General features: G+C 62.5%; 27 protein-coding genes. 11 read left to right on the top strand and 16 right to left on the bottom strand.

Annotation, left to right across the window (positions count from 1 at the left end; all coding sequences use genetic code 11):
• Positions 1-13 precede the first annotated feature (13 nt).
• Together BM413_RS01795 and BM413_RS01790 are read right to left on the bottom strand one after the other, a co-directional pair.
• Positions 14-391 carry a cell division protein ZapA gene (locus BM413_RS01795; protein WP_091909557.1) on the bottom strand — a complete coding sequence of 126 codons (378 nt, stop codon included), beginning with the start codon at positions 389-391 and terminating at the stop codon, positions 14-16.
• Positions 392-398: 7 nt separating this feature from the next.
• Complete coding sequence (locus BM413_RS01790; protein ID WP_091909554.1) at positions 399-671, bottom strand: DUF4164 domain-containing protein; 273 nt, start codon at positions 669-671, stop codon at positions 399-401.
• A 259-nt stretch (positions 672-930) separates the two neighbouring features.
• Here BM413_RS01790 and tkt point away from each other — a divergent pair, with 259 nt between their 5' ends.
• The 5 genes from tkt to BM413_RS01760 all read left to right on the top strand — a co-directional run bounded on the left by tkt (position 931) and on the right by BM413_RS01760 (position 8,605).
• Positions 931-2,928, top strand: coding sequence for a transketolase (tkt, locus tag BM413_RS01785; protein ID WP_091909552.1), 1,998 nt, complete (start codon positions 931-933; stop codon positions 2,926-2,928).
• A gap of 26 nt (positions 2,929-2,954) precedes the next feature.
• Positions 2,955-3,965, top strand: coding sequence for a type I glyceraldehyde-3-phosphate dehydrogenase (gap, locus tag BM413_RS01780; protein WP_091909549.1), 1,011 nt, complete (start codon positions 2,955-2,957; stop codon positions 3,963-3,965).
• A 191-nt stretch (positions 3,966-4,156) separates the two neighbouring features.
• Positions 4,157-5,980 carry a potassium/proton antiporter gene (locus BM413_RS01770; RefSeq protein WP_091909544.1) on the top strand — a complete coding sequence of 608 codons (1,824 nt, stop codon included), beginning with the start codon at positions 4,157-4,159 and terminating at the stop codon, positions 5,978-5,980.
• Between the two features lie 256 nt (positions 5,981-6,236).
• A complete protein-coding gene (locus BM413_RS01765; RefSeq protein WP_091909541.1) occupies positions 6,237-7,433 on the top strand; it encodes a phosphoglycerate kinase in 1,197 nt (398 codons plus the stop codon).
• 146 nt (positions 7,434-7,579) lie between these two features.
• Positions 7,580-8,605, top strand: a complete 1,026-nt coding sequence (locus BM413_RS01760; protein WP_091909539.1) for a class I fructose-bisphosphate aldolase — start codon at positions 7,580-7,582, stop codon at positions 8,603-8,605.
• Positions 8,606-8,648: 43 nt separating this feature from the next.
• On the opposite strand, the gene ybgC is transcribed toward BM413_RS01760, so the two are convergent.
• Entirely contained in the window at positions 8,649-9,137 is a 489-nt protein-coding gene (gene ybgC, locus BM413_RS01755; protein ID WP_091909536.1) for a tol-pal system-associated acyl-CoA thioesterase, read from the bottom strand.
• A gap of 108 nt (positions 9,138-9,245) precedes the next feature.
• Between ybgC and BM413_RS01750 the strand changes: the two genes are divergently transcribed.
• Positions 9,246-10,478, top strand: coding sequence for a glycoside hydrolase family 5 protein (locus tag BM413_RS01750; RefSeq protein ID WP_244537729.1), 1,233 nt, complete (start codon positions 9,246-9,248; stop codon positions 10,476-10,478).
• 6 nt (positions 10,479-10,484) lie between these two features.
• Here the strand turns inward: BM413_RS01750 and BM413_RS01745 are convergent, their stop codons facing one another.
• From BM413_RS01745 to BM413_RS01685, 13 genes are all read right to left on the bottom strand, one after another.
• Positions 10,485-10,826, bottom strand: a complete 342-nt coding sequence (locus BM413_RS01745; RefSeq protein ID WP_091909530.1) for a hypothetical protein — start codon at positions 10,824-10,826, stop codon at positions 10,485-10,487.
• 36 nt (positions 10,827-10,862) lie between these two features.
• Entirely contained in the window at positions 10,863-11,894 is a 1,032-nt protein-coding gene (gene ruvB / locus BM413_RS01740; protein WP_091909527.1) for a Holliday junction branch migration DNA helicase RuvB, read from the bottom strand.
• The gene (locus tag BM413_RS01735; RefSeq protein WP_175544225.1) at positions 11,891-12,289 is read right to left on the bottom strand and encodes a PIN domain-containing protein; all 399 of its coding nucleotides are present in this window, start codon (positions 12,287-12,289) and stop codon (positions 11,891-11,893) included. Before BM413_RS01735 ends, ruvB begins: the two co-directional genes overlap by 4 nt.
• On the bottom strand, positions 12,286-12,579 hold the full coding sequence (locus tag BM413_RS01730) for an AbrB/MazE/SpoVT family DNA-binding domain-containing protein (protein ID WP_244537711.1): 294 nt from the start codon (positions 12,577-12,579) through the stop codon (positions 12,286-12,288). The genes BM413_RS01735 and BM413_RS01730 overlap by 4 nt, the downstream gene beginning before the upstream one ends.
• Positions 12,580-12,645: 66 nt before the next feature.
• Positions 12,646-13,266, bottom strand: coding sequence for a Holliday junction branch migration protein RuvA (gene ruvA / locus BM413_RS01725; RefSeq protein ID WP_091909518.1), 621 nt, complete (start codon positions 13,264-13,266; stop codon positions 12,646-12,648).
• Complete coding sequence (locus BM413_RS01720) at positions 13,267-13,701, bottom strand: type II toxin-antitoxin system VapC family toxin (RefSeq protein ID WP_091909515.1); 435 nt, start codon at positions 13,699-13,701, stop codon at positions 13,267-13,269.
• A complete protein-coding gene (locus BM413_RS01715) occupies positions 13,679-13,942 on the bottom strand; it encodes an AbrB/MazE/SpoVT family DNA-binding domain-containing protein (protein ID WP_091909512.1) in 264 nt (87 codons plus the stop codon). Before BM413_RS01715 ends, BM413_RS01720 begins: the two co-directional genes overlap by 23 nt.
• 63 nt (positions 13,943-14,005) lie before the next feature.
• Positions 14,006-14,518, bottom strand: coding sequence for a crossover junction endodeoxyribonuclease RuvC (gene ruvC / locus BM413_RS01710; RefSeq protein ID WP_091909509.1), 513 nt, complete (start codon positions 14,516-14,518; stop codon positions 14,006-14,008).
• Positions 14,519-14,621: 103 nt separating this feature from the next.
• Positions 14,622-15,155 (bottom strand): protease adaptor protein RcdA, encoded by a 534-nt coding sequence (locus BM413_RS01705; protein WP_091910280.1) that lies wholly within the window; start codon positions 15,153-15,155, stop codon positions 14,622-14,624.
• 340 nt (positions 15,156-15,495) lie between these two features.
• Positions 15,496-15,909: a hypothetical protein gene (locus BM413_RS01700; protein WP_091909506.1), complete on the bottom strand. Its 414-nt coding sequence runs from the start codon at positions 15,907-15,909 to the stop codon at positions 15,496-15,498.
• Positions 15,910-16,060: 151 nt separating this feature from the next.
• The gene (locus BM413_RS01695) at positions 16,061-17,701 is read right to left on the bottom strand and encodes an acyl-CoA synthetase (RefSeq protein WP_091909503.1); all 1,641 of its coding nucleotides are present in this window, start codon (positions 17,699-17,701) and stop codon (positions 16,061-16,063) included.
• Positions 17,702-17,863: 162 nt separating this feature from the next.
• Positions 17,864-19,069, bottom strand: a complete 1,206-nt coding sequence (gene opgC / locus BM413_RS01690) for an OpgC family protein (protein WP_091909500.1) — start codon at positions 19,067-19,069, stop codon at positions 17,864-17,866.
• Positions 19,070-19,203: 134 nt separating this feature from the next.
• The gene (locus BM413_RS01685) at positions 19,204-19,980 is read right to left on the bottom strand and encodes a sulfite exporter TauE/SafE family protein (RefSeq protein ID WP_091909496.1); all 777 of its coding nucleotides are present in this window, start codon (positions 19,978-19,980) and stop codon (positions 19,204-19,206) included.
• A 212-nt stretch (positions 19,981-20,192) separates the two neighbouring features.
• On the opposite strand from BM413_RS01685, the gene BM413_RS01680 reads away from it, so the two are divergent.
• From BM413_RS01680 to BM413_RS01660, 5 genes are all read left to right on the top strand, one after another.
• Positions 20,193-20,861 (top strand): thiamine phosphate synthase, encoded by a 669-nt coding sequence (locus BM413_RS01680; protein ID WP_091909492.1) that lies wholly within the window; start codon positions 20,193-20,195, stop codon positions 20,859-20,861.
• Positions 20,862-20,875: 14 nt separating this feature from the next.
• Positions 20,876-21,949, top strand: a complete 1,074-nt coding sequence (locus tag BM413_RS01675) for a tetratricopeptide repeat protein (protein WP_244537710.1) — start codon at positions 20,876-20,878, stop codon at positions 21,947-21,949.
• A gap of 127 nt (positions 21,950-22,076) precedes the next feature.
• The gene (gene efp / locus BM413_RS01670) at positions 22,077-22,643 is read left to right on the top strand and encodes an elongation factor P (protein ID WP_091909489.1); all 567 of its coding nucleotides are present in this window, start codon (positions 22,077-22,079) and stop codon (positions 22,641-22,643) included.
• Between the two features lie 23 nt (positions 22,644-22,666).
• Complete coding sequence (locus BM413_RS01665; RefSeq protein ID WP_091909486.1) at positions 22,667-23,467, top strand: inositol monophosphatase family protein; 801 nt, start codon at positions 22,667-22,669, stop codon at positions 23,465-23,467.
• Positions 23,468-23,566: 99 nt separating this feature from the next.
• Complete coding sequence (locus BM413_RS01660; protein WP_091909483.1) at positions 23,567-24,271, top strand: PAQR family membrane homeostasis protein TrhA; 705 nt, start codon at positions 23,567-23,569, stop codon at positions 24,269-24,271.
• Positions 24,272-24,306 lie beyond the last annotated feature (35 nt).

Raw genomic sequence — 24,306 nt, 5'->3', positions numbered from 1 at the left:
GTCCTTTTGTATCTTAAGATTCCGGCTGAACTTTCCGGGCAACCAGCTTCTGCGCCAGGTCTTCCATGCGCTGGGCAAGGCCGCTGAGCGCGCCGGTAAGGGCGGCATCGTTCTTGTCGGCCTTCAGCAGGGCTTCGTCGCGGGTCTTGCGCAGCGTGCTGATCTCGCTCTCCATGCCCTTGAGGCGCTTCGAAAGCTCCGACAGCTCGTCCATGACCATGATGCCGGCCATGACGGTGACGCGCTGGTCGCCGATCTCGCCGAAGGATTCCTTCAGATGCGAGACGTAGCGATCGAACCGCTCGGCCAGGCTGATCAGATGTTCTTCCTGGCCTTCGTCGCAGGCCATGCGATAGGCCTTGCCGTCGATGGTAACCGTAACCTGTGCCATGGCGTACCTACCTGTCCAGCACCGCGCGGATGGTTTCCATCGCCGTCACCAGCCTGCGCGATACTTCCTTGTTGGCTTCCTCCAGCCGTTCGGCGCGCGCTTCGGAATTGTCGAGTTCCTGCGCGAGCCGGCCACGGTCGGCATTCATGCGCTGCACTTCGGCCTCGGCTTCGGAGTAATCCTGCTCATGCTCAAGTCGCGATGCGACATTGTGCTCAAGCACATCGATCGCCTTGCCGAGCCGGCTTATGACTTCCTTGAGTGTCGTTTCCCCGGTCATGGCTCCGTCAAACTCCCGCCCATCACCGAATCGTTCGCATTCAGAACGACTTACCAGTGAAACATTAGGCATCGTGCAAACGAACCGTCAACAAAGCGATTCGTCCTTTCCCCCGCTATCGTGCGCAGACATGCCAAATCACGGTCATCTCTGTGTCCGGAAACCATGCTTTTGTTGACTCACGCGGCGCGCCTGCTATGTGTCCCCGTGCTTTCTCCAGGGGTCTGCCCCCTCAAAATTCAAGGCTTGGCGAGCAATCATGACATCACGCGAAAAACACGACCGGATGGCCAACGCGATCCGCTTTCTGTCCATGGACGCCGTCGAGAAGGCCAATTCCGGCCATCCCGGCCTGCCGATGGGCGCGGCCGACGTTGCCACCGTGCTCTACACCCGCTTCATGAAGCACGACCCCAAGGCGCCGCACTGGGCCGACCGCGACCGTTTCGTGCTGTCGGCCGGCCACGGCTCGATGCTGCTCTACTCGCTGCTCTATCTGACGGGCTACGAAGACATCACCATCGACGAGATCAAGAATTTCCGTCAGCTCGGCTCCCGCACCGCCGGCCACCCGGAATATGGTCACGCCGCCGGCATCGAGACCACCACCGGCCCGCTTGGCCAGGGTCTTGCCAATTCGGTCGGCATGGCGCTCGCCGAGCGCATCATGAACGCCAAGTTCGGTGACGACCTCGTCGACCACTACACCTACGTGCTGGCCGGCGACGGCTGCCTGATGGAAGGCATCTCGCAGGAAGCCATCGCGCTTGCCGGGCACCTGAAGCTCAACAAGCTCATCGTCATGTGGGACGACAACAACATCTCCATCGACGGCCCGGTGTCGCTGTCGGATTCGACCGACCAGCTCGCCCGCTTCGCCGCCTCCGGCTGGAACGCCTCGCGCGTCGACGGCCATGATCCCGAAGCGATCGCCGACGCGCTGGAAGCCGCGCGCCGCTCCGACCGTCCGACGCTGATCGCCTGCAAGACCACCATCGGCTTCGGCGCTCCTACCAAGGCCGGCACCAACAAGGTACACGGCTCAGCGCTGGGTGCGGAAGAAATCGCCGGCGCCCGCAAGGCGCTGGGCTGGGACTACCCGCCCTTCGAGGTTCCGTCCGACATTCTCGACGCCTGGCGCCTGTCCGGCCTCAACGCGGCCAAGAAGCGCAAGGAATGGGAGACCCGCCTCGCCGCTACTGAGAGCGAAATCCGCGCCGAGTTCGAGCGCCGCATGCGCGGTGAACTGCCGGGCAATTTCGACACCGTGATTGCCGACTACAAGAAGAAGCTCGCAGCCGACAAACCCAAGGTCGCGACCCGCAAGTCGTCGGAAATGGCGCTGGAAGTCATCAACGGCGCCGTGCCCGAGACGATCGGCGGTTCGGCCGACCTGACCGGCTCCAACAACACCAAGACCACCCAGACCAACCCGATCGCGCCCGGCAAGTATGACGGCCGCTATGTCTATTACGGCATCCGCGAGCACGGCATGGCGGCTGCGATGAACGGCATGGCGCTGCATGGCGGCGTCATCCCCTACTCCGGCACCTTCCTCACCTTCTCCGACTATGCCCGCCCGGCAATGCGCCTTGCCTCGCTGATGGGCATCCGCGTGATCTTCGTCATGACCCATGATTCGATCGGTCTCGGCGAAGACGGCCCGACCCACCAGCCGGTCGAGCATCTGGCCGCCCTGCGCGCCATTCCGAACCACAATGTCTACCGCCCGGCCGACGCGACCGAAGCCGCCGAATGCTGGCAGCTTGCGCTGGAAGACACCAAGACGCCTGCGACCATCGCGCTGACCCGCCAGAACCTGCCGGCCGTGCGCACCGAATTCGTCGAGGAAAACCTCTGCGGATACGGCGCCTATGAACTGGCGACCGCCGATGGCGACGCAGCCGTGACCATCTTCGCCAGCGGCTCCGAGGTCGAGATCGCGCTTGCCGCCCGCACCGCATTGCAGGCACATGGCCACCCGACCCGCGTCGTCTCGGTGCCGGTGTTCGAACTGTTCGAGAAGCAGAGCGAGAAGTACCAGGCCGCCATCATCGGCAACGCCCCGGTCAAGGTCGCCATCGAAGCCGCCATCCGCCTCGGCTGGGACCGCTTCATCGGCCAGGACGGCATCTTCATCGGCATGCATGGCTTCGGCGCCAGCGGCACGATCGAACAGCTCTACCCGCATTTCGGCATCACTGCCGATGCCACCGTGAAGGCCGCCGAAGCGCGTCTTCACAAGAAGTCGAACTGATCTTTGGCTCCAATGGAGAAACAAGCATGACCGTCAGAGTTGCCATCAACGGATTTGGCCGTATCGGCCGCAACATCGTGCGCGCCATCTACGAATCCGGCCGCAAGGACATCGACGTCGTCGCCGTCAACGATCTCGGCCCGGTCGAGACCAACGCCCACCTGCTGCGCTACGACTCGGTGCATGGCCGCTTCCCGCATGAGGTCAAGGTCGAAGGCGATTCCATCAGCATTGGCTCGGAAAAGTTCAAGGTCACCGCGATCAAGGACCCGTCGCAGCTGCCGTGGAAGGAACTCGGCGTCGACATCGCACTCGAATGCACCGGCATCTTCACGTCCAAGGATAAGGCCTCGGCCCACCTGACCGCCGGCGCCAAGCGCGTCCTCGTCTCGGCGCCTGCCGACGGCGCCGACCTCACCGTCGTCTACGGCGTCAACCACGACAAGCTCACCAAAGATCACATCGTCGTCTCCAACGCCTCCTGCACCACCAACTGCCTGGCGCCGGTCGCCATGGTCCTCAACAATGCCTTCGGCATCGAAAAGGGCTTCATGACCACGATCCACGCCTACACCGGCGACCAGCCGACGCTGGACACGATGCACAAGGACCTCTACCGCGCCCGCGCCGCCGCCATGTCGATGATCCCGACCTCGACCGGTGCCGCCAAGGCCGTCGGCCTGGTTCTGCCGGAACTCAAGGGCAAGCTCGACGGCGTTTCGATCCGCGTGCCCACCCCGAACGTCTCGGTCATCGACTTCAAGTTCGTCGCCAAGAAGAATGTGACGGTCGATGAGGTCAACGCAGCCCTCGTCGCAGCCGCCGACGGCCCGCTCAAGGGCATTCTGGCCTACACCAACGAGCCGCTGGTTTCGATCGACCTGAACCACAACCCGGCCTCGTCGACCTTCGCGCTCGACCAGACCAAGGTCATCGAGGGCAACCTCGTCCGCGTCATGTCCTGGTACGACAATGAATGGGGTTTCTCCAACCGCATGGCCGACACGGCCGTCGCGGTCGGCAAGCTCATCGCCTGATCTGCGGTCCACTTCATATTTCAGGAACGCCCGGCTTCGGCCGGGCGTTTTTGTTTGCGCTGGAGAGCCGCCCGGCGCCGCATGAGCCCGACAAATTTCTCATATAAATGCGCAACTTGCTTGCGCATGGCCATGTCTTCGCCGCACTGTACATTGAACTGGAGAGTCACAGGCGGAAGAAAAGGCGGCTCATGGATCATGTTATCTATCTCGCAACCCTGGTCGGTACAGCTTTGGTGCTGGCCGCAGCGTTTTCGAGCCTGATAGCTTTCCGTTTCGGCGCCCCCCTGCTCCTCCTGTTCCTCGGCATCGGCCTTGCCAGCGGCGTCGACGGCCTCGGCCTGCGCTTCGACAACGCCCCTGTCGCTTATTTTGCCGGCTCACTGGCGCTTGCCGTCATCCTGTTCGATTCCGGCTTCGGCACGCCAGTCAATGTCATGAAGCAGGCAGCCTTGCCCGCCGTGACGCTGGCGACGGTCGGCGTCTCCTTGACGATGGCCATTTTCGGCGTTGCCACCCACTATCTCACCAATTTCACCTGGCTCGAATCCTTCCTGCTCGGCGCCGCCGTCGCCTCCACCGACGCGGCTGCCGTGTTCTTCCTGCTGCGCGCCGGCAACATCCATCTGCGCGACCGGGTGCGCTCGACGCTCGAAATCGAATCCGGCACCAACGACCCGATCGCCATCTTCCTGACGATCACGCTGGTCGAGATCATCGCCATGGGCATCGACCCCGAAGCCAAGGTGCTGGTGACCGACCTCATCGTCGGCTTCTTCCTCACCATGGGCCTGGGGGCCGCCGTCGGCATTCTCGGCGGCTTTGCCATCGTCCGCCTCGTCGAAAGGCTCAATCTCGACCACGGCCTGCTGCCGATCTTCGTGCTGACGCTGTCGCTGCTCGTCTTCGCCGGGGCGGGCGCGATCGGTGGCTCCGGCTTCCTCGCCGTCTATCTCGCCGGACTTGTCGCCGGAAACTCCAACATCCGCGCGGCCTCGGTGCTGAAGCGCTTCCAGGACGGGATGTCGTGGCTGGCGCAGATCATCATGTTCCTGGTGCTGGGTCTCTTCGCCACGCCGTCGCAGTTTCCGGCAATCCTCGGCGTTTCGATCGTGCTCGGCCTGTTCCTGATTTTCGTCGCCCGTCCGTTCGCGGTGTGGCTCTGCCTCAAGCCATTCCGCTTTCCCAAGACCGAAACGGCGTTCATCTCCTGGGTCGGCCTGCGCGGCGCGGTCTCCATCCTGCTTGCCATCACGCCGCTGCTCAGCGGGCTGGAGCACGGCCGCGATATCTTCAACTCCGCCTTCATCGTCGTCCTGGTCTCGCTCGTCGTCCAGGGCTGGACGGTCGGGCCGCTTGCGCGTCGTCTCGGCCTGATCGTGCCGCCGCGTCCCGGCCCGATCGAAAAGGTCGAGCTAGAACTGCCCGGCTCAGCGCACCATGAACTGCTGAGCTACCGCGTCGTGCCCGGCAGCCCGGTGCTGCGCGGCGAGCGGCTGCCGCGCTGGGCGCGGCCTTCGCTGGTCGTCCGTGAAGGACGCTCGATGAAATTCCCCGACTTCGGCCGGCTGGTCGCGGGCGACCGCGTCTACATCTTCGTTTCGGATCGCTATCCGGCCCTTCTCGACCGCTTGTTCGCCAGCCGCGTCGAAGTCGACCCCGAGGATGCCGATTTCTTCGGCGCCTTCGCAGTCGACCCGGAAAGGCCGGCATCCGAGCTCGAGGCGGCTTACGGACCCGGCCTGGCTGAAGCCGAAATGAAGATGACTATTGGCGAACTGATGCTGTCGCGGCTCGGCGGCCGCGCCGAATACGCCGACCGGCTGACACTCGGCCCGATCGAACTCATCGTCCGCGACATCGACGAGAAGGGCAAGATCAGCGGCGTCGGCCTGTCCTTCGAGCCGACGCCGCCGCAGCCGGTGATACCGGAAAACCTGCGCGAGCGCTTCGGCGGACTTTTCGACCGCCTCCTTCGCCGCCCGGTGAAGGCGAAAGCTGGCGAAGAAGCTTAAGACTGATCGAGAGATCGTTTGATAATTCGCCCTGCCGAGACATATGGCGTGGATTTTCGAGAACCGGAGCGGAGTGGACATTGAGTCCATGAGCACCGGAAGCGCAGAAAGCCGCGTCAGATGGCCGGCAGGGTAGAATTAGCAGGCGGTCTCTCAGCTTGCTGCGATTCGCCGCGTCCCTCAGACCAAAGCCAATCTTGCATCGCGCGCAATGCACGGTAAGGTTCCGCCGATTTCAGCGAGGAGACAAATTGCCATGGCCGGTTTCAAGACGCTCGACGATATCGGTGATGTCAAAGGCAAGCGTATCCTCGTCCGCGTCGACCTCAACGTACCCGTCGCCGACGGCAAGGTGACCGACGCCACCCGCATCGAGCGCGTCGCGCCCACCATCACCGAGCTTTCCGGCAAAGGCGCCAAGGTCATCCTGCTCGCCCATTTCGGCCGCCCGAAGGATGGTCCCGATCCCGCCCTCTCGCTGGCGCCCATCGCAAAAGCCACTGGCGAGGTGATCGGCAAGCCCGTCGCCTTCGCTGCAGACTGCATCGGCGACAAGGCCGCAGCCGCAGTCGCCGCCATGAAGGACGGCGATATTCTGCTCCTTGAAAACACCCGCTTCTACAAGGGCGAGGAAAAGAACGATCCCGACTTCACCAAGCAGCTCGCCGCCAATGGCGATCTCTATGTCAACGACGCCTTCTCCGCCGCCCACCGCGCCCATGCCTCGACGGAGGGGCTTGCCCACCTGCTGCCCGCCTATGCCGGCCGCACCATGCAGGCAGAGCTGGAAGCGCTGGAAAAGGGCCTCGGCAATCCGGTTCGTCCGGTCGTCGCCATCGTCGGCGGCGCGAAAGTCTCCAGCAAGATCGACCTGCTCATGAATCTCGTGAAGAAGGTCGACGCGCTGGTCATCGGCGGCGGCATGGCCAACACCTTCCTGGCGGCACGCGGCAGCGACGTCGGCAAGTCGCTGTGCGAGCATGACCTTGCGCCCACCGCCAAGCAGATCATGATCGAGGCCGCCCAATCGGGCTGCGCCATCATCCTGCCGTCGGACGGCGTCGTCGCCCGCGAGTTCAAGGCCAACGCCGCCAACGAGACCGTCTCCATCGACGCGGTGCCGGCCGACGCCATGATCCTCGATGTCGGCCCCAAGACCATCGAGACCGTCAACCAGTGGATCGACCGTGCAGCAACGCTGGTCTGGAACGGCCCGCTCGGCGCCTTCGAGATCGCGCCCTTCGACCGCGCGACCGTTGCGGCTGCGAAGCACGCAGCAAGCCGCACCAGGGAAGGCAAGCTCGTCTCGGTCGCCGGCGGCGGCGACACGGTGGCAGCACTCAACCATGCCGGTGCCGCCGACGATTTCAGCTACGTCTCCACCGCCGGTGGCGCATTCCTGGAATGGATGGAAGGCAAGGACCTGCCCGGCGTCGACGTCTTGAAGGCATGATATAAGAATCCGCTGGCCTGCCTTCTGGCGAGGTGAAATACTTCGTTGGCAGGTGTGATCGAGTTTCAATCGATTCAAGCACTTCGGCGGCATTCCGTTCGTCACACACTTCTGTTATTCGCCGCTGATCACAGAGGAGATTTTGAATGAGCGAACGTCTCGAAGATATCGCAGCCGCAATGGTTGCCGACGGCAAGGGTATTCTGGCTGCAGACGAAAGCAGCGGCACGATCAAGAAGCGTTTCGACGTGATCGGGGTCGAATCCACCGCCGACTCCCGCCGCGATTACCGCGAGATGCTGTTCCGCGCCACCAACGCCATGAAGAACCACATTTCCGGCGTCATCCTCTATGACGAGACGATCCGCCAGAAGGCCGCCGACGGCACGCCGCTGGTCGATCTCATCCGGGCTACCGGCGCCATTCCGGGCATCAAGGTCGATGCCGGTGCCAAGCCGCTGGCCGGCTTTCCGGGCGACACCATCACCGAAGGCCTCGACGGCCTGCGCGAGCGCCTCGCCGAATATTACAAGCTCGGCGCCCGCTTCGCCAAATGGCGCGGCGTGATCGACATCAACGAAGAAGAGAACGTTCCCTCCTCGACCGCGATCGACGCCAACTGCCACGCGCTGGCGCGCTACGCCGCACTGTGCCAGGAAGCCGGCATCGTGCCGATCGTCGAGCCGGAAGTGCTGATGGACGGTTCGCACGACATCGACACCTGCTACGAAATCACCAAGGTCACGCTGCTGCAGCTCTATTCCGAGCTCTATGCCGCCAACGTGTCGCTGGAAGGCACGATCCTCAAGCCGAACATGATCATCGGCGGCAAGAAGTCGGGCATCAAGAACAGCCCCGAGGAAGTTGCCGAAAAGACCATCAAGCTTTTCCGCGAGACGGTTCCGGTCGCAGTGCCGGGTATCGCCTTCCTGTCGGGCGGCCAGTCGGACCAGGAGGCCACCGCCAACCTCAACGCGATCAACGCCATCGGCCCGCATCCGTGGAAGCTGACCTTTTCCTATGGCCGTGCGCTGCAGGCAGCCCCGCAGAAGGCATGGAGCGGCAAGGTGGAAAACATCGCCGCCGGCCAGGCAGCCTTCGCCCACCGCGCCCAGATGAACAGCCTCGCCGCCCTCGGCAAATGGCAGCAGACGGCCGAAAAGGCCGCCTGAGTTAAAAGCACCAACAAAAAGCCCCGCTTCGGCGGGGCTTTTTTCATTCGGCATCCAGACCGGCTTGCCCCTTCGGCAAAAACGCTTCGATCCACTCCTTCGGGAAACGTCGCGGACGGCCGCTTTCGCCAACTATCGCGGCTTCGACCCGTGCTTCGACCAGCACATCGTCACCACGCTTCAATTGCTGCGCCATCCAGATGCGCGCGCCCGAAATCTTTTCGGTGCGGGTATCAACCGTGAGGATATCGTCGATGCGGGCGGGTCCACGAAAATCGATCTCCATGCGGCGCACCACCCAGACGATCTTCTCGCCATGCTTGCCATCGGCAAGCTCGGTGTGGTGGACGCCTGCCAGCCGCAGGAAATCCGAACGCCCGCGCTCGAAGAACTCGAGATAGCGCGCATGGTAGACGACGCCGGAGAAATCGGTGTCGGCATAATAGACCCGCGCCATGATGCGGTGGCCGAACGAAGTCAGCTCGCCCGACAGCCCCGCCATCAGCCTTTCGCGTTCACCATGATCGTCCATCGCTCTTTCCTTTTCGCCGGCGACCTGACAGGTATTACACGAGGGTAATTCCGTCGAATTGGGCTTGGGGCAAACCCGATGACTTCCCGGATGACATCATTGGCGTCGATGTTCAAGGCTGGCCTTCTGGGTCTCGCCCTGCTTTTCGTCGCCGCACCGACCGCCGATGCCGCCAGCTTCTCGATGAAGCGCGGCATCAATCTCGACATCTGGGTCACCTGGCCGGACGAAAGCCAATGGGGCGACGAGAAGGCCATCCTGCCCTTTCCCGAATGGCGCAAGTCGGTGACCGAGGCCGACCTGAAAAGCCTGAAGGATAACGGCTTCGACTTCGTCCGCATGCCGGTCGACCCTTCACCCTTCCTGTCGGGCAAGACGACTGGCCTTCGCGACAAGCTCTTCGCCTCGGTGCTGGAATCTGTCCGGCTGGTCAATGCGAGCGGCCTGAAAGTCATCGTCGACATGCATCTCGTGCCGGCAGGCGGCAACCGTTCGCTCGGCATGGCCGAGGTGATGAACGACCCGAAACTCTTCGACGCCTATGTCGATCTTACCCGCGCCATGGCGAAAAGCCTGTCGAAGGAAGACCCCACGCTGGTCGCCTTCGAGGCGATGAACGAGCCGGTGATCGACTGCAAGGACGAAAAGACCAGCCTCTGGCCCGAAAAGCTGCAACGCCTGTTCGCCGCCGCCCGCGCTTCGGCCACGCGGCTGACGCTGGTGCTGACGGGGGCCTGCTATTCCAACGCCGAAAGCTTGGCCAAACTCGATCCGAAGACGATCCCGGACGACAACGTCATCTGGACCTTCCATTCCTACGACCCGTTCCTGCTGACGCATCAGGGCGCGACCTGGGCCGGCGATTTCATCCCCTATGTCACCGGCCTGCCTTACCCGCCCTATGCCGTGCCGCGCACTGAGCTCGATGCCGCGCTCGACAAGGTGCGCGCCAAGATCAAGGCCGAGGCGCCGTGGACGCGGCGCAGCGGCATGCTCGCCTATCTCGACGAACAGATCGCGACGATGGACACCGAAGACAAGCTGCTGGCGGTCATGGACGCGCCGTTCAAGACGGTGGACGCCTGGGCCAGGAAACACGGCATCAAGCCGGAAAACATCTTCCTCGGCGAGTTCGGAATGATCCGCCAGGAATATGGCAACCCTTACGTCATGCCGGCCAAATACCGCGCCGCCTATGTCCGCGACATGAGTGCCCGCGCCGAAGCGCACGGCTTCTCCTGGTCGGTATGGTCCTATGGCGGCGCATTCGGCGTGGTCGAGCAGTTCGACGGCAAACCAGCCGAGCCGGACGTGCTGGAGATGGTGCGAGGGTTGGAGTAAGCCCTGTCAGCAGCTACCGCCAAACTGGGGCTTGTTGGCTGTCAGGTTCCTGGTTTTGACTTTAGCCTTCGCCTTGATTGTAGAGACATGAGCCCCTTTGGCGATCTGCGCTTTTGTATACGAAGATACGACACCGGGATAAACACGCCTGGTGTTCTTCGCCTCTTGCATGATCGTCGATTTAAGTGGGGTGCTCGCGCATAAGCCCATACAATCCCAGATTATCTCCTCCGTTACCTTGACGTGATCCTTCGTGCAGCCGGTATGTTCGTAGACGCGGTACTCTGCCCACGAAGAGGATGGAACAAACCCCATCAACAATATAAGTCCTGCAAGTTTACTGCGCATCAACTCCCCCTTTGCTTAGCCTGAAACTTGGCAGCATCACTCCTCCTGAAACAGGCTGATCTGCTGCTGCGCCAGATCATTCGGCGCGTCCAGCCCGAGATGCTTCCAGGCATTGGCCGTCAACACGCGGCCGCGCGGCGTGCGCTGGATGAAGCCTTGCTGGATCAGGTAGGGCTCGATGATGTCCTCGATGGCGTCACGCGGCTCTGACAGGCCCGCCGCGATCGTCTCAATGCCGACCGGGCCGCCGCCGAAATTCAGCGCAATCATCGAGAGATAGCGCCGGTCGAGCTGGTCGAGGCCGAGCGCATCGACCTCCAGCCGTGACAGTGCCTCGTCGGCGATCTTGCGGTTGACGTGATCCGCCCCGGCCACGCTGGCAAAATCGCGCACGCGACGCAGCAGGCGGCCGGCAATGCGCGGCGTGCCGCGCGCGCGCCGCGCGATCTCCAGCGCGCCGTCATCACCGAGTGGCATGCCGAGGATGCGCGCGCCGCGCCGCACGATCTGCTCAAGCTCCTCGACCGTGTAGAAATTGAGCCGGACCGGGATGCCGAAACGGTCGCGCAGCGGGTTGGTCAGCAGGCCGAGCCGCGTCGTGGCGGCAACCAGCGTGAACTTTGCCAGATCGATCTTGACCGAGCGCGCCGCCGGCCCCTCGCCGATGATCAGGTCGAGCTGATAGTCCTCCATCGCCGGATAGAGAATTTCTTCCACCGCCGGGCTCAGCCGATGGATTTCATCAATGAACAGCACGTCGCGCTCTTCAAGGTTGGTGAGAAGAGCCGCGAGATCGCCAGCCTTGGCGATAACCGGGCCGGAGGTGGAACGGAAATTGACGCCAAGCTCGCGCGCCATAATCTGCGCCAGCGTCGTCTTGCCGAGGCCGGGCGGGCCGACGAACAGCACATGGTCGAGCGCCTCGCCGCGCCCTTTGGCCGCCTCGACGAAAACCTTGAGATTGGCGCGCGCCGCCGCCTGGCCGACGAACTCGTCAAGGCTCTGCGGCCGCAGCGTCGTGTCGGTGTCTTCGCCGCGCTTGTCGGGCGTGATGAGGCGGTCGTTCACGCGAGGAGTTCCATGGATGGGATGGCCTTTGCTGCGCGCTGGTCGAAGGTGACGGTATGGGTGCAGCCCGCGCGCGTCGCGGAGTAAGCTATCAGGTGGTCGGCAACATCGCCCCTGCCGGACTCGGCGCTGTTGAACAGATCGACAAGCAGAGCTTCCTCCTCGAAGATGAACTCTCTTGCCTCGAGCATGGCCGACAGCAGCCTGCGGATATCTTTCATGGGGTAGTCATAGCGCTGCCGCAAGGCCCAAACCAATTCAGCCACCACGATCAGACTGACAAAAGCCGGGTCGTCGGGAGTGCGGTTTTCTATGAACTCCAAGGCATTGCGCGTTTGCTCGGGCTCATCGCGCACGAGGATACGCAAGAGCACATTCGTATCCACGCCGATCACTGGCCGTTCCCATGCGTCTCGTTCCATTCGCGGACAATCCGCTCATCGTCCTGTGCAATGGCACTGCCAATGGCCTCGTCGATTTCCTCGATGCTTGCTCCGGCTCCACGAGGTGGCGGCCCAAGAATCGCGGCAAGATCGACGGCGCGCCTGTTCTTGGCCAGAATTCTCACCCCGGTTTCGTCGACGACATAGTTGATGCGGTCACCCGGCTTCAGACCGAGATGGTCCCGAACCTCAACCGGGATCGTCGTCTGTCCCTTTGACGTGATCTTGGATTGATGGCCCAAATCATTGCCCTCGCACAAATTCCTTACCATCAAAGAATAGCAAGGAGAGTGAGTAAAAACAAGGAATCACCGCGCCAGTTCCTTCAACCCGAACCGGATCAGCTTGGACGAATCCGCATCCTCGCCCGCCGTCTTCAGCGCTGCCGAGACCGCATTGGCGGCGATGTCGCGCGAGTAGCCGAGATTGACCAGTGCCGAGACGGCATCGGCGATCGGCGCAGGCGCCACGCCCTCGCCCAGTTCCTGCTTCAGCCCGATCGTGCCGGTGGCCTCGCCGGCATAGGCCGGCGCCTTGTTCTTCAGTTCGGTGACGATGCGCTCGGCCACCTTTCTGCCGACACCCGGGGCGCGTGAAACCATGGCGATGTCGCGCAGCGCGATCGCATTGGCGAGATCGGCCGGCGCCAACGTCGAGAGGATCGCCAGCGCCACCTTGGCGCCGACGCCCTGCACATTGTTCTGTAAGAGGCGGAACCACTCACGCTCCAGCGTGGTCTTGAAGCCGTAGAGCCGGATCATGTCCTCGCGCACATAGGTCTCGATGAACAGCACCACCGCCTCGCCCGGCCCGGCAAGTGCGGCCAGCGTGCGCGCCGAACAGTAGGCGACATAGCCGACGCCATGCACATCGACGACGCAATAATCCTCGGCGATTTCATCGACGGTACCCTTGAGCTTGCCGATCATCTAGTCGTCCCCCAGGGGATAGGTTTCAGGGCTCAGGATGTTGAGACCGGGAAAGTAGGATCGGTACCGGGCTGGATCGCGCGTCAACAGACGATGCCCCGCAACGAGAGCATGCGCGCCAATAAGAAAATCCGGCAGCGTTCTTTCCCGCCGCCCGCCACGCATGCGGTAAAGATTGTGAGCGGACCCGGCCGGATAGGCGGCGCTGAATGGCAGATCTTCACAAAGAGGCCGTAGCCAGGCTAATGCGCGGGCTAGCGCATCCTCGCCGAGGGACGGCTTCGAAAGCTCCGCCCAAACAATCGCACTGAAAACAACCGGTCCATCGGCAAGTGTCTGCTTCAACGCGGCCAGAGACCAGCGGCGAGCATCCATCTCGGCTGGACCAAGAATATCGATCAGGACGTTGGTATCAACGAGAGTCGAGATCGTCACGCGGCCCCCGCAACCAGTCTATATAAGCCTTGCCGTCCATACCCATTGAATCGAATGTGCCTGCTACACTTGCAGCCCATTCCTCAAAGGTTTTGTTTTCCTGCTGGGTGAGGGCATCCCGCTTTTCCAGGAACACCGCCGAATCCCGCTCGACAAACTCGACCTCGCTGCCTGGCTCGATACCCAGCCGGTCGCGGATCTCCTTGGGGATCGTTACCTGTCCTTTGGTCGTCACACGCATGGTAATACCTCGTTGGTATTACTTACGTCAGAGGCGAGAACAAGTCAAGAACATCGGCTGCTACTACCCCGCCAGCACGGCCAGTCTCGACATCGCGCTCTGGCGATGATGGGCGTGGCAGATGGCGATGGCGAGCGCGTCGGCGGCGTCGTCGCTGTCATAGACGGCCTTGGGCATCAGCACCTTCACCATCATCTGGATCTGCTTCTTGTCGCCATGGCCGACGCCGATCACCGCCTTCTTCACCGCATTCGGCGCATATTCGGCAACCACCAGCCCGGCTCGGGCCGGCACCAGCATCGCAATGCCGCGCGCCTGGCCGAGTTTCAGCGTTGCACCCGCATCCTTGTTGACGAAGGTGATTTCGATCGCCGCCTCGTGCGGCGCCTGGCTGTGGAGGATATCGACAAGCCCGTCATGCAGCTGGCAGAGCCTTGTCGCAAGCGCCGCCTTGTCGTCGGAACGCACCGTGCCGGCCGCCACGAAGCGCAGCGAATTGCCAAGTGTTTCGACGATGCCCCAGCCCATGCGCCGAAGCCCCGGATCGATGCCTATGATGCGAATCGCTTGCTTCATGCGGTGACTGTACCTCCACCGCACCGGCATGTCAGGAAATTGTGAACAAACCGGAAACAAGCAAGCCAGATGGCCGGCAAGGTAGAGTTAGCAAGCGGTCTCTTCAGCCGCGGGCGAAGGCCGTGTTCAGAAGGCTGATCTGGTCGGAGACGGGATTGGTCCGGCGTATCGAAGCTGCCGTCGAAAGCTCAGTGCGGTCGCCATAGATCTCGTCGTCCATGCGGCGCACCAGCGCCTGCAGGCTGAGCGAACGGTTGACCAGGTCGAGAAACGCGGCGGGCAATTCGTTCCAGCCGACGGCGTCCTCGCGGGCGGAAGCCGTGTCGAGCCGCACCTTGGATTTTTCTGACGCGACCTGATCGCGCGTCATCTCGCCCGAATTGGCGGCGCGCTGCAGCAGCAGCCAGGATGCGACCTGCATCAACCGTGTCGTCAGGCGCATCGATTCGGCGGCATAGAGCGTGGCGGCCAGACGCGAAAGCTTCTTGGCTTCCGCACGGCCCTTGCCGTCGAGATATTCGGCAGTCTGTTCGACCAGCCCCATGCCTTCGTCGTAAAGCGGCTTGAAGGAGTGGGAGAAAACCCGCCGCTCCGCCAATTTGATTGTATTACCGCTTTCTTTCGAAGGCTCGATCATCATTACGCCTCTGTACTCACGCTCTTGCTGCGCACTGGTGCCATAACAAGTTGCCCCAGGTCGCGTGCCCCATCCTCATTGGCTGTGGAAAATGCGCCCGAGCCGGCGCGAACGCAAGCACATGTTTAACAAAAGGTTAATATGACAAAAGCGTGGACGCCTGGATAAGAATGGGCAAAAAAAGAGCCGCGGAAAGCGGCTCTCAGAAGTTAACAGGGAGGCGTCAAACGAAGTGGCTCCAGCCACTCGGTAAGAATCCAGGTAAACTGGATGAACATAGTAAACGCCCGTAAAGCTTAATGAGCGGTTAACCGGCTCGATATTTTTCGAGATAGCGCCCTTACCTGTCCCATAAGGGCACATTTTCGCGAGCCGGCCGCGATCCGTAGATCACCGGCAGGGCGATCCATGCGAACAGCAGCATGCCGAGGAAGAAGCCGATCGAACTGATCGCGACGAAAGGCTCTACCGCCTCATGTCCGGCAAGCAGGAAATAAAGCCCGACCACGAGGCCGACACCGCTCAAAGCCGTCAGCCAGAAGTGCACCACAGCCAGCCGCGAGGCACGCGCCGCCGGAAACAGATGATAGAAGAAGGCGAAGACGGCCGACATAAGCCAGCCCGCCACCATGATATGGGCGTGTGTCGGCATTTCGGTGTGATCCTGGCTCATCGCCATCGACAGCCCGAGCATCATCCCGCAGATTGCGTAGATGATCGCCAAGGTGAAGAAATTGCGTGCAACGCCTTGCATTTCGGTCCCCTCAATTTGCCTTTTCCCGAAGCGGGAATGGGTTGATTGCCCGGAGAACGCCTGTCCCCCGGCGGGGCGAAATATTAGCACGCGCGCAGAAAGCCAGACAGTCAGCCAAAAGGGTGTCCGGCCCTGAACCTGCGCGGCTGCGTCAGAGTTCCTTCGCCAGGTCCCGCAGCCGGAACTTCTGGATCTTGCCTGTCGAGGTCTTCGGGATTTCGGCGAAGATCACCGTCTTCGGCATCTTGAACCGCGCCAGAAACTTGCGGCAATGCTCGAGGAGTTCGGCTTCGGTCGCTTCCTTGCCCGGCTTGAGCTCGACATAGGCGACGGGCGTCTCGCCCCATTTGTCGTCGGCCTTGGCAACGACGCCGCAGAAAGCCACCGCCGGGTGCTTATAGAGCGCATCCTCGACCTCGATGGAAGAAATGTTTTCGCCACCGGAGATGATGATGTCCTTGGAGCGGTCCTTGAGCTGGATGTAGCCGTCGGGGTGCATCACACCGAGGTCGCCCGAATGGAACCAGCCGCCGGCGAAGGCCTCGTCGGTCGCCGGCCGGTTCTTCAGGTAGCCCTTCATGACGATGTTGCCACGGAACATGACCTCGCCGATGGTCTCGCCGTCACGCGGCGTCTCTTCCATGGTCTGCGGGTCCATCACCGTCAGCCCCTCGAGCGCGGCATAGCGCACGCCCTGCCGCGCCTTCTTTGCCGAGCGCTCTGCAGCAGGCAGTGCGTCCCATTCGCCATGCCATTCATTGACCACCGCCGGGCCGTAAGTCTCGGTCAGGCCGTAGAGATGGTTCACGGCAAAGCCGGCCTCGGCCATGCCCGAAAGTACTGCCTCGGGCGGCGGAGCGGCTGCCGTGTTAAAGGTAACGACCTGCGGAAACTCGCGCTTGTCTTCGTCCTTGGCGTTGATCAGCGCCGACATGACGATCGGCGCACCGCACAGATGCGTCACGCCATGGTCGGCGATGGCGGCATAGATCGCGCCGGGCCGAACCCAGCGCAGGCAGACATGCGTGCCGGCCTGCACGGCAAGCGTCCAGGGAAAGCACCAACCGTTGCAATGGAACATCGGCAGCGTCCAAAGATAGACGGCGTGCTTGCCCATGCCGGCATGGATCGTGTTGGCATAGGCCATCAGGGCTGCACCCCGGTGATGGTAGACGACGCCCTTGGGATTGCCGGTCGTGCCTGAGGTGTAGTTGAGCGCGATCGCGTCCCATTCGTCGTCCGGCATCGACCAGGCGAAATCGGGATCGCCGGTGGCGACGAAATCCTCATAGTCCAGCGTGCCGATGCGCTCGCCCTTCGGATACGGTGCATCGGCGGCATAGTCAGGATCGTCATAGTCGATCACCAGAGGCTTCACCTTGGCGAGCGCCAGCGCCTCTTTCATCACGCCGGAGAATTCGCGATCGACGATGACGATCTTGCTCTCGGCATGGTCGAGCTGGAAGGCGAGGACGGCAGCGTCGAGGCGGGTGTTCAGCGAGTGCAGCACGGCCTTCGTCATCGGCACGCCGAAATGCGCTTCCAGCATCGGTGGCGTGTTGGAAAGCATCACCGTCACCGTGTCGCCCTTGCCGATGCCCTGGCCGGCGAGCGCCGAAGCCAGCCGGCGCGAACGGCGCCAGAAATCGCGATAGGTGACGCGCTGGGCGCCATGAATGATCGCTACGTGATTTGGGTAAGTGGCAGCCGCCCGCTCCAGATAGGTCAGCGGCGTCAGCGGCTGATGGTTGGCGGGGTTGCGGTCCAGACCGCTGTCATAAATGCTTGCCACGATACCTCCCGAAGGCACTGATTTCGGGCGGACATTAGACCATGATCCCGCATGGTGGGAACATGATTTCGGCAGGGCTTGCGGTCAAAGCAGAGAACGCAAATCCCTTCCGGAGGGCCGGAAGGGATTTCTTTTCCGGTCTTAGCGATCCGGCGCCAGTCTTTATCGATCGGGCGAACGTGTCGCCGCGACTGCCGGCGTCTTGCCGCCCATCGGGCGTTGGGCGGCGGCCACGGCTTTCGCCGGCTGCACGGCACCCTTGCCGCCCCAGCCGATCTTCGGCAGCCATTCGAGATAATAGGCAAAGCCGAACTGCAGCGCGATGCCGGTCGAGATCAGCACCGTGTCGTAGAACAGCCCACCGGGGCTGACCATCTTCATCACCTGCGCCACCATCGCCAGCAAGGTGCCGGCAATGAACACCGGCAGCGAGTGCTTGCCGAGAATGGCGAGCGGATGATCCGCACGGGTCCGCGCCAGATTGGAAAGCGCCGGGATGACCGTGATCAGATAGGCAAGCGACAGGACGTGGGCCAGCCGCGACAGCGACAGGAAGGTCTTGTCGAAGCCGGTCAGCACCATCGGCAGGCCGAGCGACGTATCCACGCCCCAGAAAGGCACCCGCACCCAGGCCAACGACAACAGCACATAGGACGCGGCGATGCCGGCCAGCCAGGGGCTGAAGCGGATCTCGCCGCCGCGCTTCACATGCATCGTCGCGGCAATGCCGATGACGAACAGGAACTGCCACGACAGCGGGTTGAGGAACCACAGCCCGTCGCCGGGGAAGTTGCCCGGCGCGATCTGGTAGACGCCTGCGACGAGCCAGATGGCGCCTGAAACGCAGACCATCAGAAGCAGGCTGATATTCCCGAGAAGCAGGAACAGCGGCATCATCAGGAGCACGATCGCATACATCGACAAAATGTTGTTGTAGCCGACCTGATGGCTGAGCGTGGCAATGCCGACGAGTGCTTCCGGCGTGTCCTCGATGATCATCTGGATGTTGATCAGCTTGAGCAGGTCCGGCCGCGCGAAATGGAGTGCGGCACCCGAAAAGATCGCCAGCGTCGCCACCGTCGTCATGATGTGCGAGACATAGAGCACACCAGCCCGCCGCCACGCCTTCAGCGCGATCAAAAGCCGGTTGCCCGGTTTGAATTTCGTCCCGTAAGCAAGCCCGACGGCGATGCCCGAAATCAGCACGAAGGCTTCGGCCGAATCCGAAAAGCCGAAGTTCTTGTGGGTGGCGAACTCATAGATGGTGCCCGGCACATGGTTGATAAAGATCGTGAGCAGGGCCAGAGCCCGAAACACGTCTATACGGGTATCCCGTTGATTTGATGCGATATTCGTCATGGCTGCCATAAAACTCGTTGCGTATTACAGGTTTGCGACAGCCTGGCGCCCATAGCGCAACGCATGCCAGTTCGAACCTGTTGCTATGACGTGGAAATGCACAAATGAAGGCAAGGTTCGACGGGTTCCCGTCAAAAAATGTTTTAAGGCTGCAACAATTGCGCCCCGCCATCCCAGATCAGTTTTACCGCGATCAGCGCCACCGTCGCGTAGGTAAAGGGATAGAAGACCTCCGGCCGCATCCGCCTCACCAGCCAGGCGCCGGCAAGAGTTGATAGCGGCGCCAGCGGCATCAGCACTGCCGAGGCGGTCAGGTTCGTCGTGTCGAACTGCCCGAGCGCGAAGTAGGGAACAAGCTTCAGCGCATTGGTGATGGCAAAGAAAATCGCTGCTGTCCCCGACAGCACTTTCGGGTCGAGCCTCAGCGGCAAGGTATAAATCTGGAAGGGCGGCCCGCCGACATGGGCGACGAAGCTGGTGAAGCCGGAAATCGCACCCCACAAGGCACCTGCCACGCGATTGGATGCTGCCGAATACTCGGCCCCGTGGCGAAATTGCTGCCAGGCCCAACGCAGGACGAAGACGATCGCAACCGCCCCGACGATGAAGCGCACCATGTCGACCGTCACTGCCGCGGCTGTCAGCCAGCCGACGCCGATGCCGACAAGCGCGCCCGGCATCATGTCGAAAAGCGTCTGCTTGTCGAACACGCCGCGCCACGCCCATAACGAGACGATGTCCATCAGCACCAGGATCGGCAGCAGGATGGCTGCCGCCTGCACCGGCGAGATCACCAGCGCCATCAGCGGCACCCCGATGAAGCCGACAGCACCGCCGAAACCGCCCTTGGACAGGCCGACGAGAATCACAGCGGGAAGAGCAGCCGCGTAGAACCACGGATCGAGAAGCAGCGCATTCATGGGAGGGATGCCTTTCGCCGGATGAAATAACCCGGTTCCTTCGTCTTGGCGAGATCGATCAAAGCAAGATGCCGAAAAGTTGCAGACTTTTCGGACGAGATCATGCTTCATCTCGCTCCAGCCTCGCGACTGTTCAAGCAGCCCGTCTTCCTCTATGCCCAAATGCAACCACGATCACCCTGCATGGGGTCTGGCATTCTGGAAAGACGACAATGACCGAAGCATCCTCACCCAATCGCTGCCGCATCGTGCTGATCGCCCCGTCGGGTGAGAAGCCGGACCATTTCGTCGAGCGGCTGCGCCAGGCGATTGCCGGGGGCGACATCGCCTCGATCATCCTGCCGCCCTATGATCTCGACGAAGCCTCGTTCCAGGCCTTTGCCGAAAAGGTCGTGCCGATCGCCCAGGAAGCCGGCATCGCGGCCATCATCGCCGATGACACGCGCGCCGCCGGCCGTGTCGGGGCGGACGGCCTCCATCTGGAAACGAAGAAGGCAGAGCTCGAGGAAGCGATCGAGCACTATCAGCAGAAGATGATGGTCGGCGCCGGCGGTGCCAAGACGCGCGACGACGCGCTGGAACTCGGCGAGTTGCGCCCCGACTACATCTTCTTCGGCCGCTTCGGCTACGACAACAAACCCGAACCGCATCATCGCAACCTGTCGCTCGGCCAATGGTGGGCGGAGGTGATCGAGATCCCCTGCATCGTCATGGCCGGCTCCGACGTCGCTTCCGTCAAGGCGGTCGCCGCCACCGGGGCCGAATTCGTCGCATTGTCGAGCGCGGTATTCGGCGAAGGCGTGGACCCCAGGGATGCGATCGCCCGCGCCAATGCCATTCTCGACGAAACCGCGCCGAGTTTCTTGTCGGCGGGTAATTGAGGAGTGGGCGAACCGTGAGGGGCCAGAAGACTTCCCGCGCAATCCTTTGCCTGACGCTGGCTTTATGCCTTGCGCCGGCGGCAGCACTTGCCGTGGACGACCCGAAAACGACGCCGACCGAGTCGAAGCCCTTGCCGACGACGACGCCGGCCCCCGCCGAGATGAAGCGCCTGCCGGCGCCCACCGATATGGTCGACCCGCAGCGTTTCGGCGGCGGCAAGGGCAATGGCAGCGAGCCTGATCTGGATCGCTTCGGCGGCGCGAAAACCGACCCGGCCTATGGCGCGTTCCAGCGCGGCCTCTACATGACGGCTTACAATCTCGCTTTGCCGCGCGCCACGGCAGGTGATGCCGCCGCGCAGACGCTGGTCGCCGAAATCCTGTCGCGCGGGCTCGGCGTCCCGCGCAACGACAAGGAAGCGGCCAAATGGTATGCGCTGGCTGCCGAGCAGGGCATTCCCGAAGCGCAGTTCCAATATGCCCTGATGCTGCTCGACGGCGATTTCGTCAAAAAGGATGCTCAGGCCGCCTACGCGCTGATGCAATCGGCCGCCGAGGCCGGAAACCGGCTTGCCCAGTTCAACTTCGCGCAGATGCTGGTCGGGCGCGAATCCGAAGGCAAGGGGATGGACGACGCCGTCATCTATTACCAGCGTGCCGCGGACGCCGGACTGGCCGATGCGCAATATGCCATGTCGCAGATCTTCGCCAACGGCGTCGGCGGCAAGAAACACGATGACGTCGAAGCACGGCGCTGGCTGCTGCGCGCCGCCATCCAGGGCTACGACACCGCCCAGCTCGACCTCGGCACATGGCTTATGGACGGGCGCGGCGGCGACCGCGACCGCAAGGCCGGTTTCAACTGGATGCGGATCGCCGCGCTCGACGGCAACGTCGCCGCACAGAACCGGCTTGCCAAATTCTACATGCAGGGCCTTGGCACCGATCCCGATTCAATCAGCGCCGCCGCATGGTACATGCTCGCCCGCCGGGCCGGGCTGAAGGATGCGGCGATGGACGATTTTCTCGACGGCCTGACCGACGAGGAGATGAAAACGGCGCTGCAGCGGGCCAACCGTTTGCGCTGACATGGGTGGTTTCAGGCCGTAAACACCGCGTTTTCAGGCCTCTCTCTTGCCTCTCCACGCAAATTGTGGTCTTGGAAGCGCCGAAACCGTCGATCAGACGGATAAACCTCTCCGGAACTTTACAACAATGGCCAAGATCAACGGCAACGAAATCCGTCCCGGCAACGTCATCGAGCACGATGGCGGCCTCTGGGTGGCGGTCAGGACCAATCACGTCAAGCCCGGCAAGGGCGGCGCATACAACCAGGTCGAGCTGAAGAACCTCATCAACGGCACCAAGCTCAACGAGCGCTTCCGCTCGGCTGAGACCGTCGAAAAGGTGCGGCTCGAGCAGAAGGATTTTTCGTTCCTCTACGAGCAGGGTGAATCCCTGGTGTTCATGGACACCCAGAGCTACGAGCAGCTCGAGCTCCTGAAGGACTTCGTCGGCGATCGCGCTGCCTTCCTGCAGGACGGCATGATGGTCACCGTCGAGCTCTACGAAGAGCGCCCGATCGGCATCGCACTGCCCGACCAGGTGACGCTGACGATCACCGAAGCCGACCCGGTCGTGAAAGGCCAGACGGCAGCATCGTCCTACAAGCCGGCAGTGCTGGAAAACGGCGTGCGCGTTCTGGTTCCGCCCTTCATCGGTTCGGGCGAACGCATCGTCGTCGACACCAACGAAATCACCTACATCCGCCGCGCCGACTAAGCGCAGCGTTCGGAGTCCTGCAGATGGCGCGTTCGGCGATCCTCAATGTCATGGTCCAGGCCGCTATGAAGGCCGGCCGCTCGCTGTCGCGCGACTTCGGCGAAGTCCAGAACCTTCAGGTCTCGATGAAAGGCCCCGGCGACTATGTCTCGCAGGCCGATCGCAAGGCCGAAGAGATTATCCACGCCGAGCTTGCCAAGGGCCGGCCGGGTTACGCTTTCCTGATGGAAGAGCGCGGCGTGGTGGCAGGCGAGGATGACCAGCACCGCTGGATCGTCGATCCGCTCGACGGCACCACCAACTTCCTGCACGGCATCCCGATCTTCTCGATCTCGATCGCGCTGGAGCGTCAGGGCCAGATCGTCGCCGGCGTCATCTACAACCCGGCAATGGACGAGCTCTACACCGCCGAGCGCGGTGGCGGCGCCTTCATGAACGATCGCCGCCTGCGGGTCGCCGGTCGCACCAAGCTCACCGACTGCGTTATCGGCACCGGCGTGCCGCATCTCGGCCGCGGCCACCACGGCAATTTCCTGGTGGAACTGCGCAACGTCATGGGCGAAGTCTCCGGCATCCGCCGCCTTGGCTCGGCAGCGCTCGATCTCGCCTATGTCGCCGCGGGCCGCATGGACGGCTTCTGGGAAGAATCGCTGTCGCCCTGGGACGTCGCAGCCGGCATCCTGATGGTGCGCGAGGCCGGTGGCTTCGTCTCCGACAAGAATGGCGGCAACGACATGTTCGACACCGGCGCGATCGTCGCCGGCAACGAAACGATCCATCGTGCCCTCCTCAAGACGCTGAAGAAGCCGGTAGCGGCGCGCTGAAACGTCGGCATGTCTCCGCCGGAAGGCGCAAAGCCTCGCCCCGTCTTCTCCCAATTGGCGTCTTGAAAAAGCCTGCCTCGGTCGTTCATATCGTCGGGTATGACGAAAGCCGCGCAACCGAACACTGATCGGAATGCAGAAAGCGCCCTCCCTCTCCCCGGGCGCTTTCATTATTCGCGCGCCGAACTGATCGCCGACGGCATCGTCCATGCGGTCGGTATCGTGCTCGCCATCGCTGCCGGCTCCGCACTTCTCGCAATCTCTGCCTTCCACGCCGGTCCGGGCGAATATATCGCCGCGGTCTTCTACGTCGTGTCGCTGCTCACGGTCCTGTCGATCTCGCTCGCCTACAATCTCTGGCCGATATCGCCGGCGAAGTGGATCCTCCGGCGCTTCGACCACGCAGCCATCTATCTTCTCATCGCCGCGACCTACACGCCGTTCCTGGCCCAGTTGAACGACCCCGCGCTGACGCGCCGGATGCTCATTCTCGTCTGGTCGGCAGCGGCCCTCGGCATTGCCCTCAAGATGCTTTTCCCCGGCCGCTTCGACCGTATCGCCGTCGGCTTCTATCTCGCCATCGGCTGGAGCGGCGTCGTGGTGCTTCAGCCGCTGCTGCATACGCTGCCGCCGGCAACGCTCATGCTGCTGCTGGCAGGCGGCATCGTCTATTCCTGCGGCGTGGTCTTCTTCGCGTGGCGGGGCCTGCGTTTCCAGAACGCCGTCTGGCACGGCTTCGTGGTGACCGGCGCCGGGCTGCATTTCGCCGCCGTATTGGATGTTCTGGTCGTCAATCGGCTCTGATATAGCGCTTCGCTTGCGACAAGCTGCGCCTTGCG

The sequence above is a fragment of the Mesorhizobium sp. YR577 genome (genome assembly GCF_900116595.1).
Taxonomy (GTDB): Bacteria; Pseudomonadota; Alphaproteobacteria; order Rhizobiales; family Rhizobiaceae; genus Mesorhizobium_M.
Note: the sequence above shows the minus strand (reverse complement) of the source record. Positions and strands in the feature narration are given on the sequence as shown.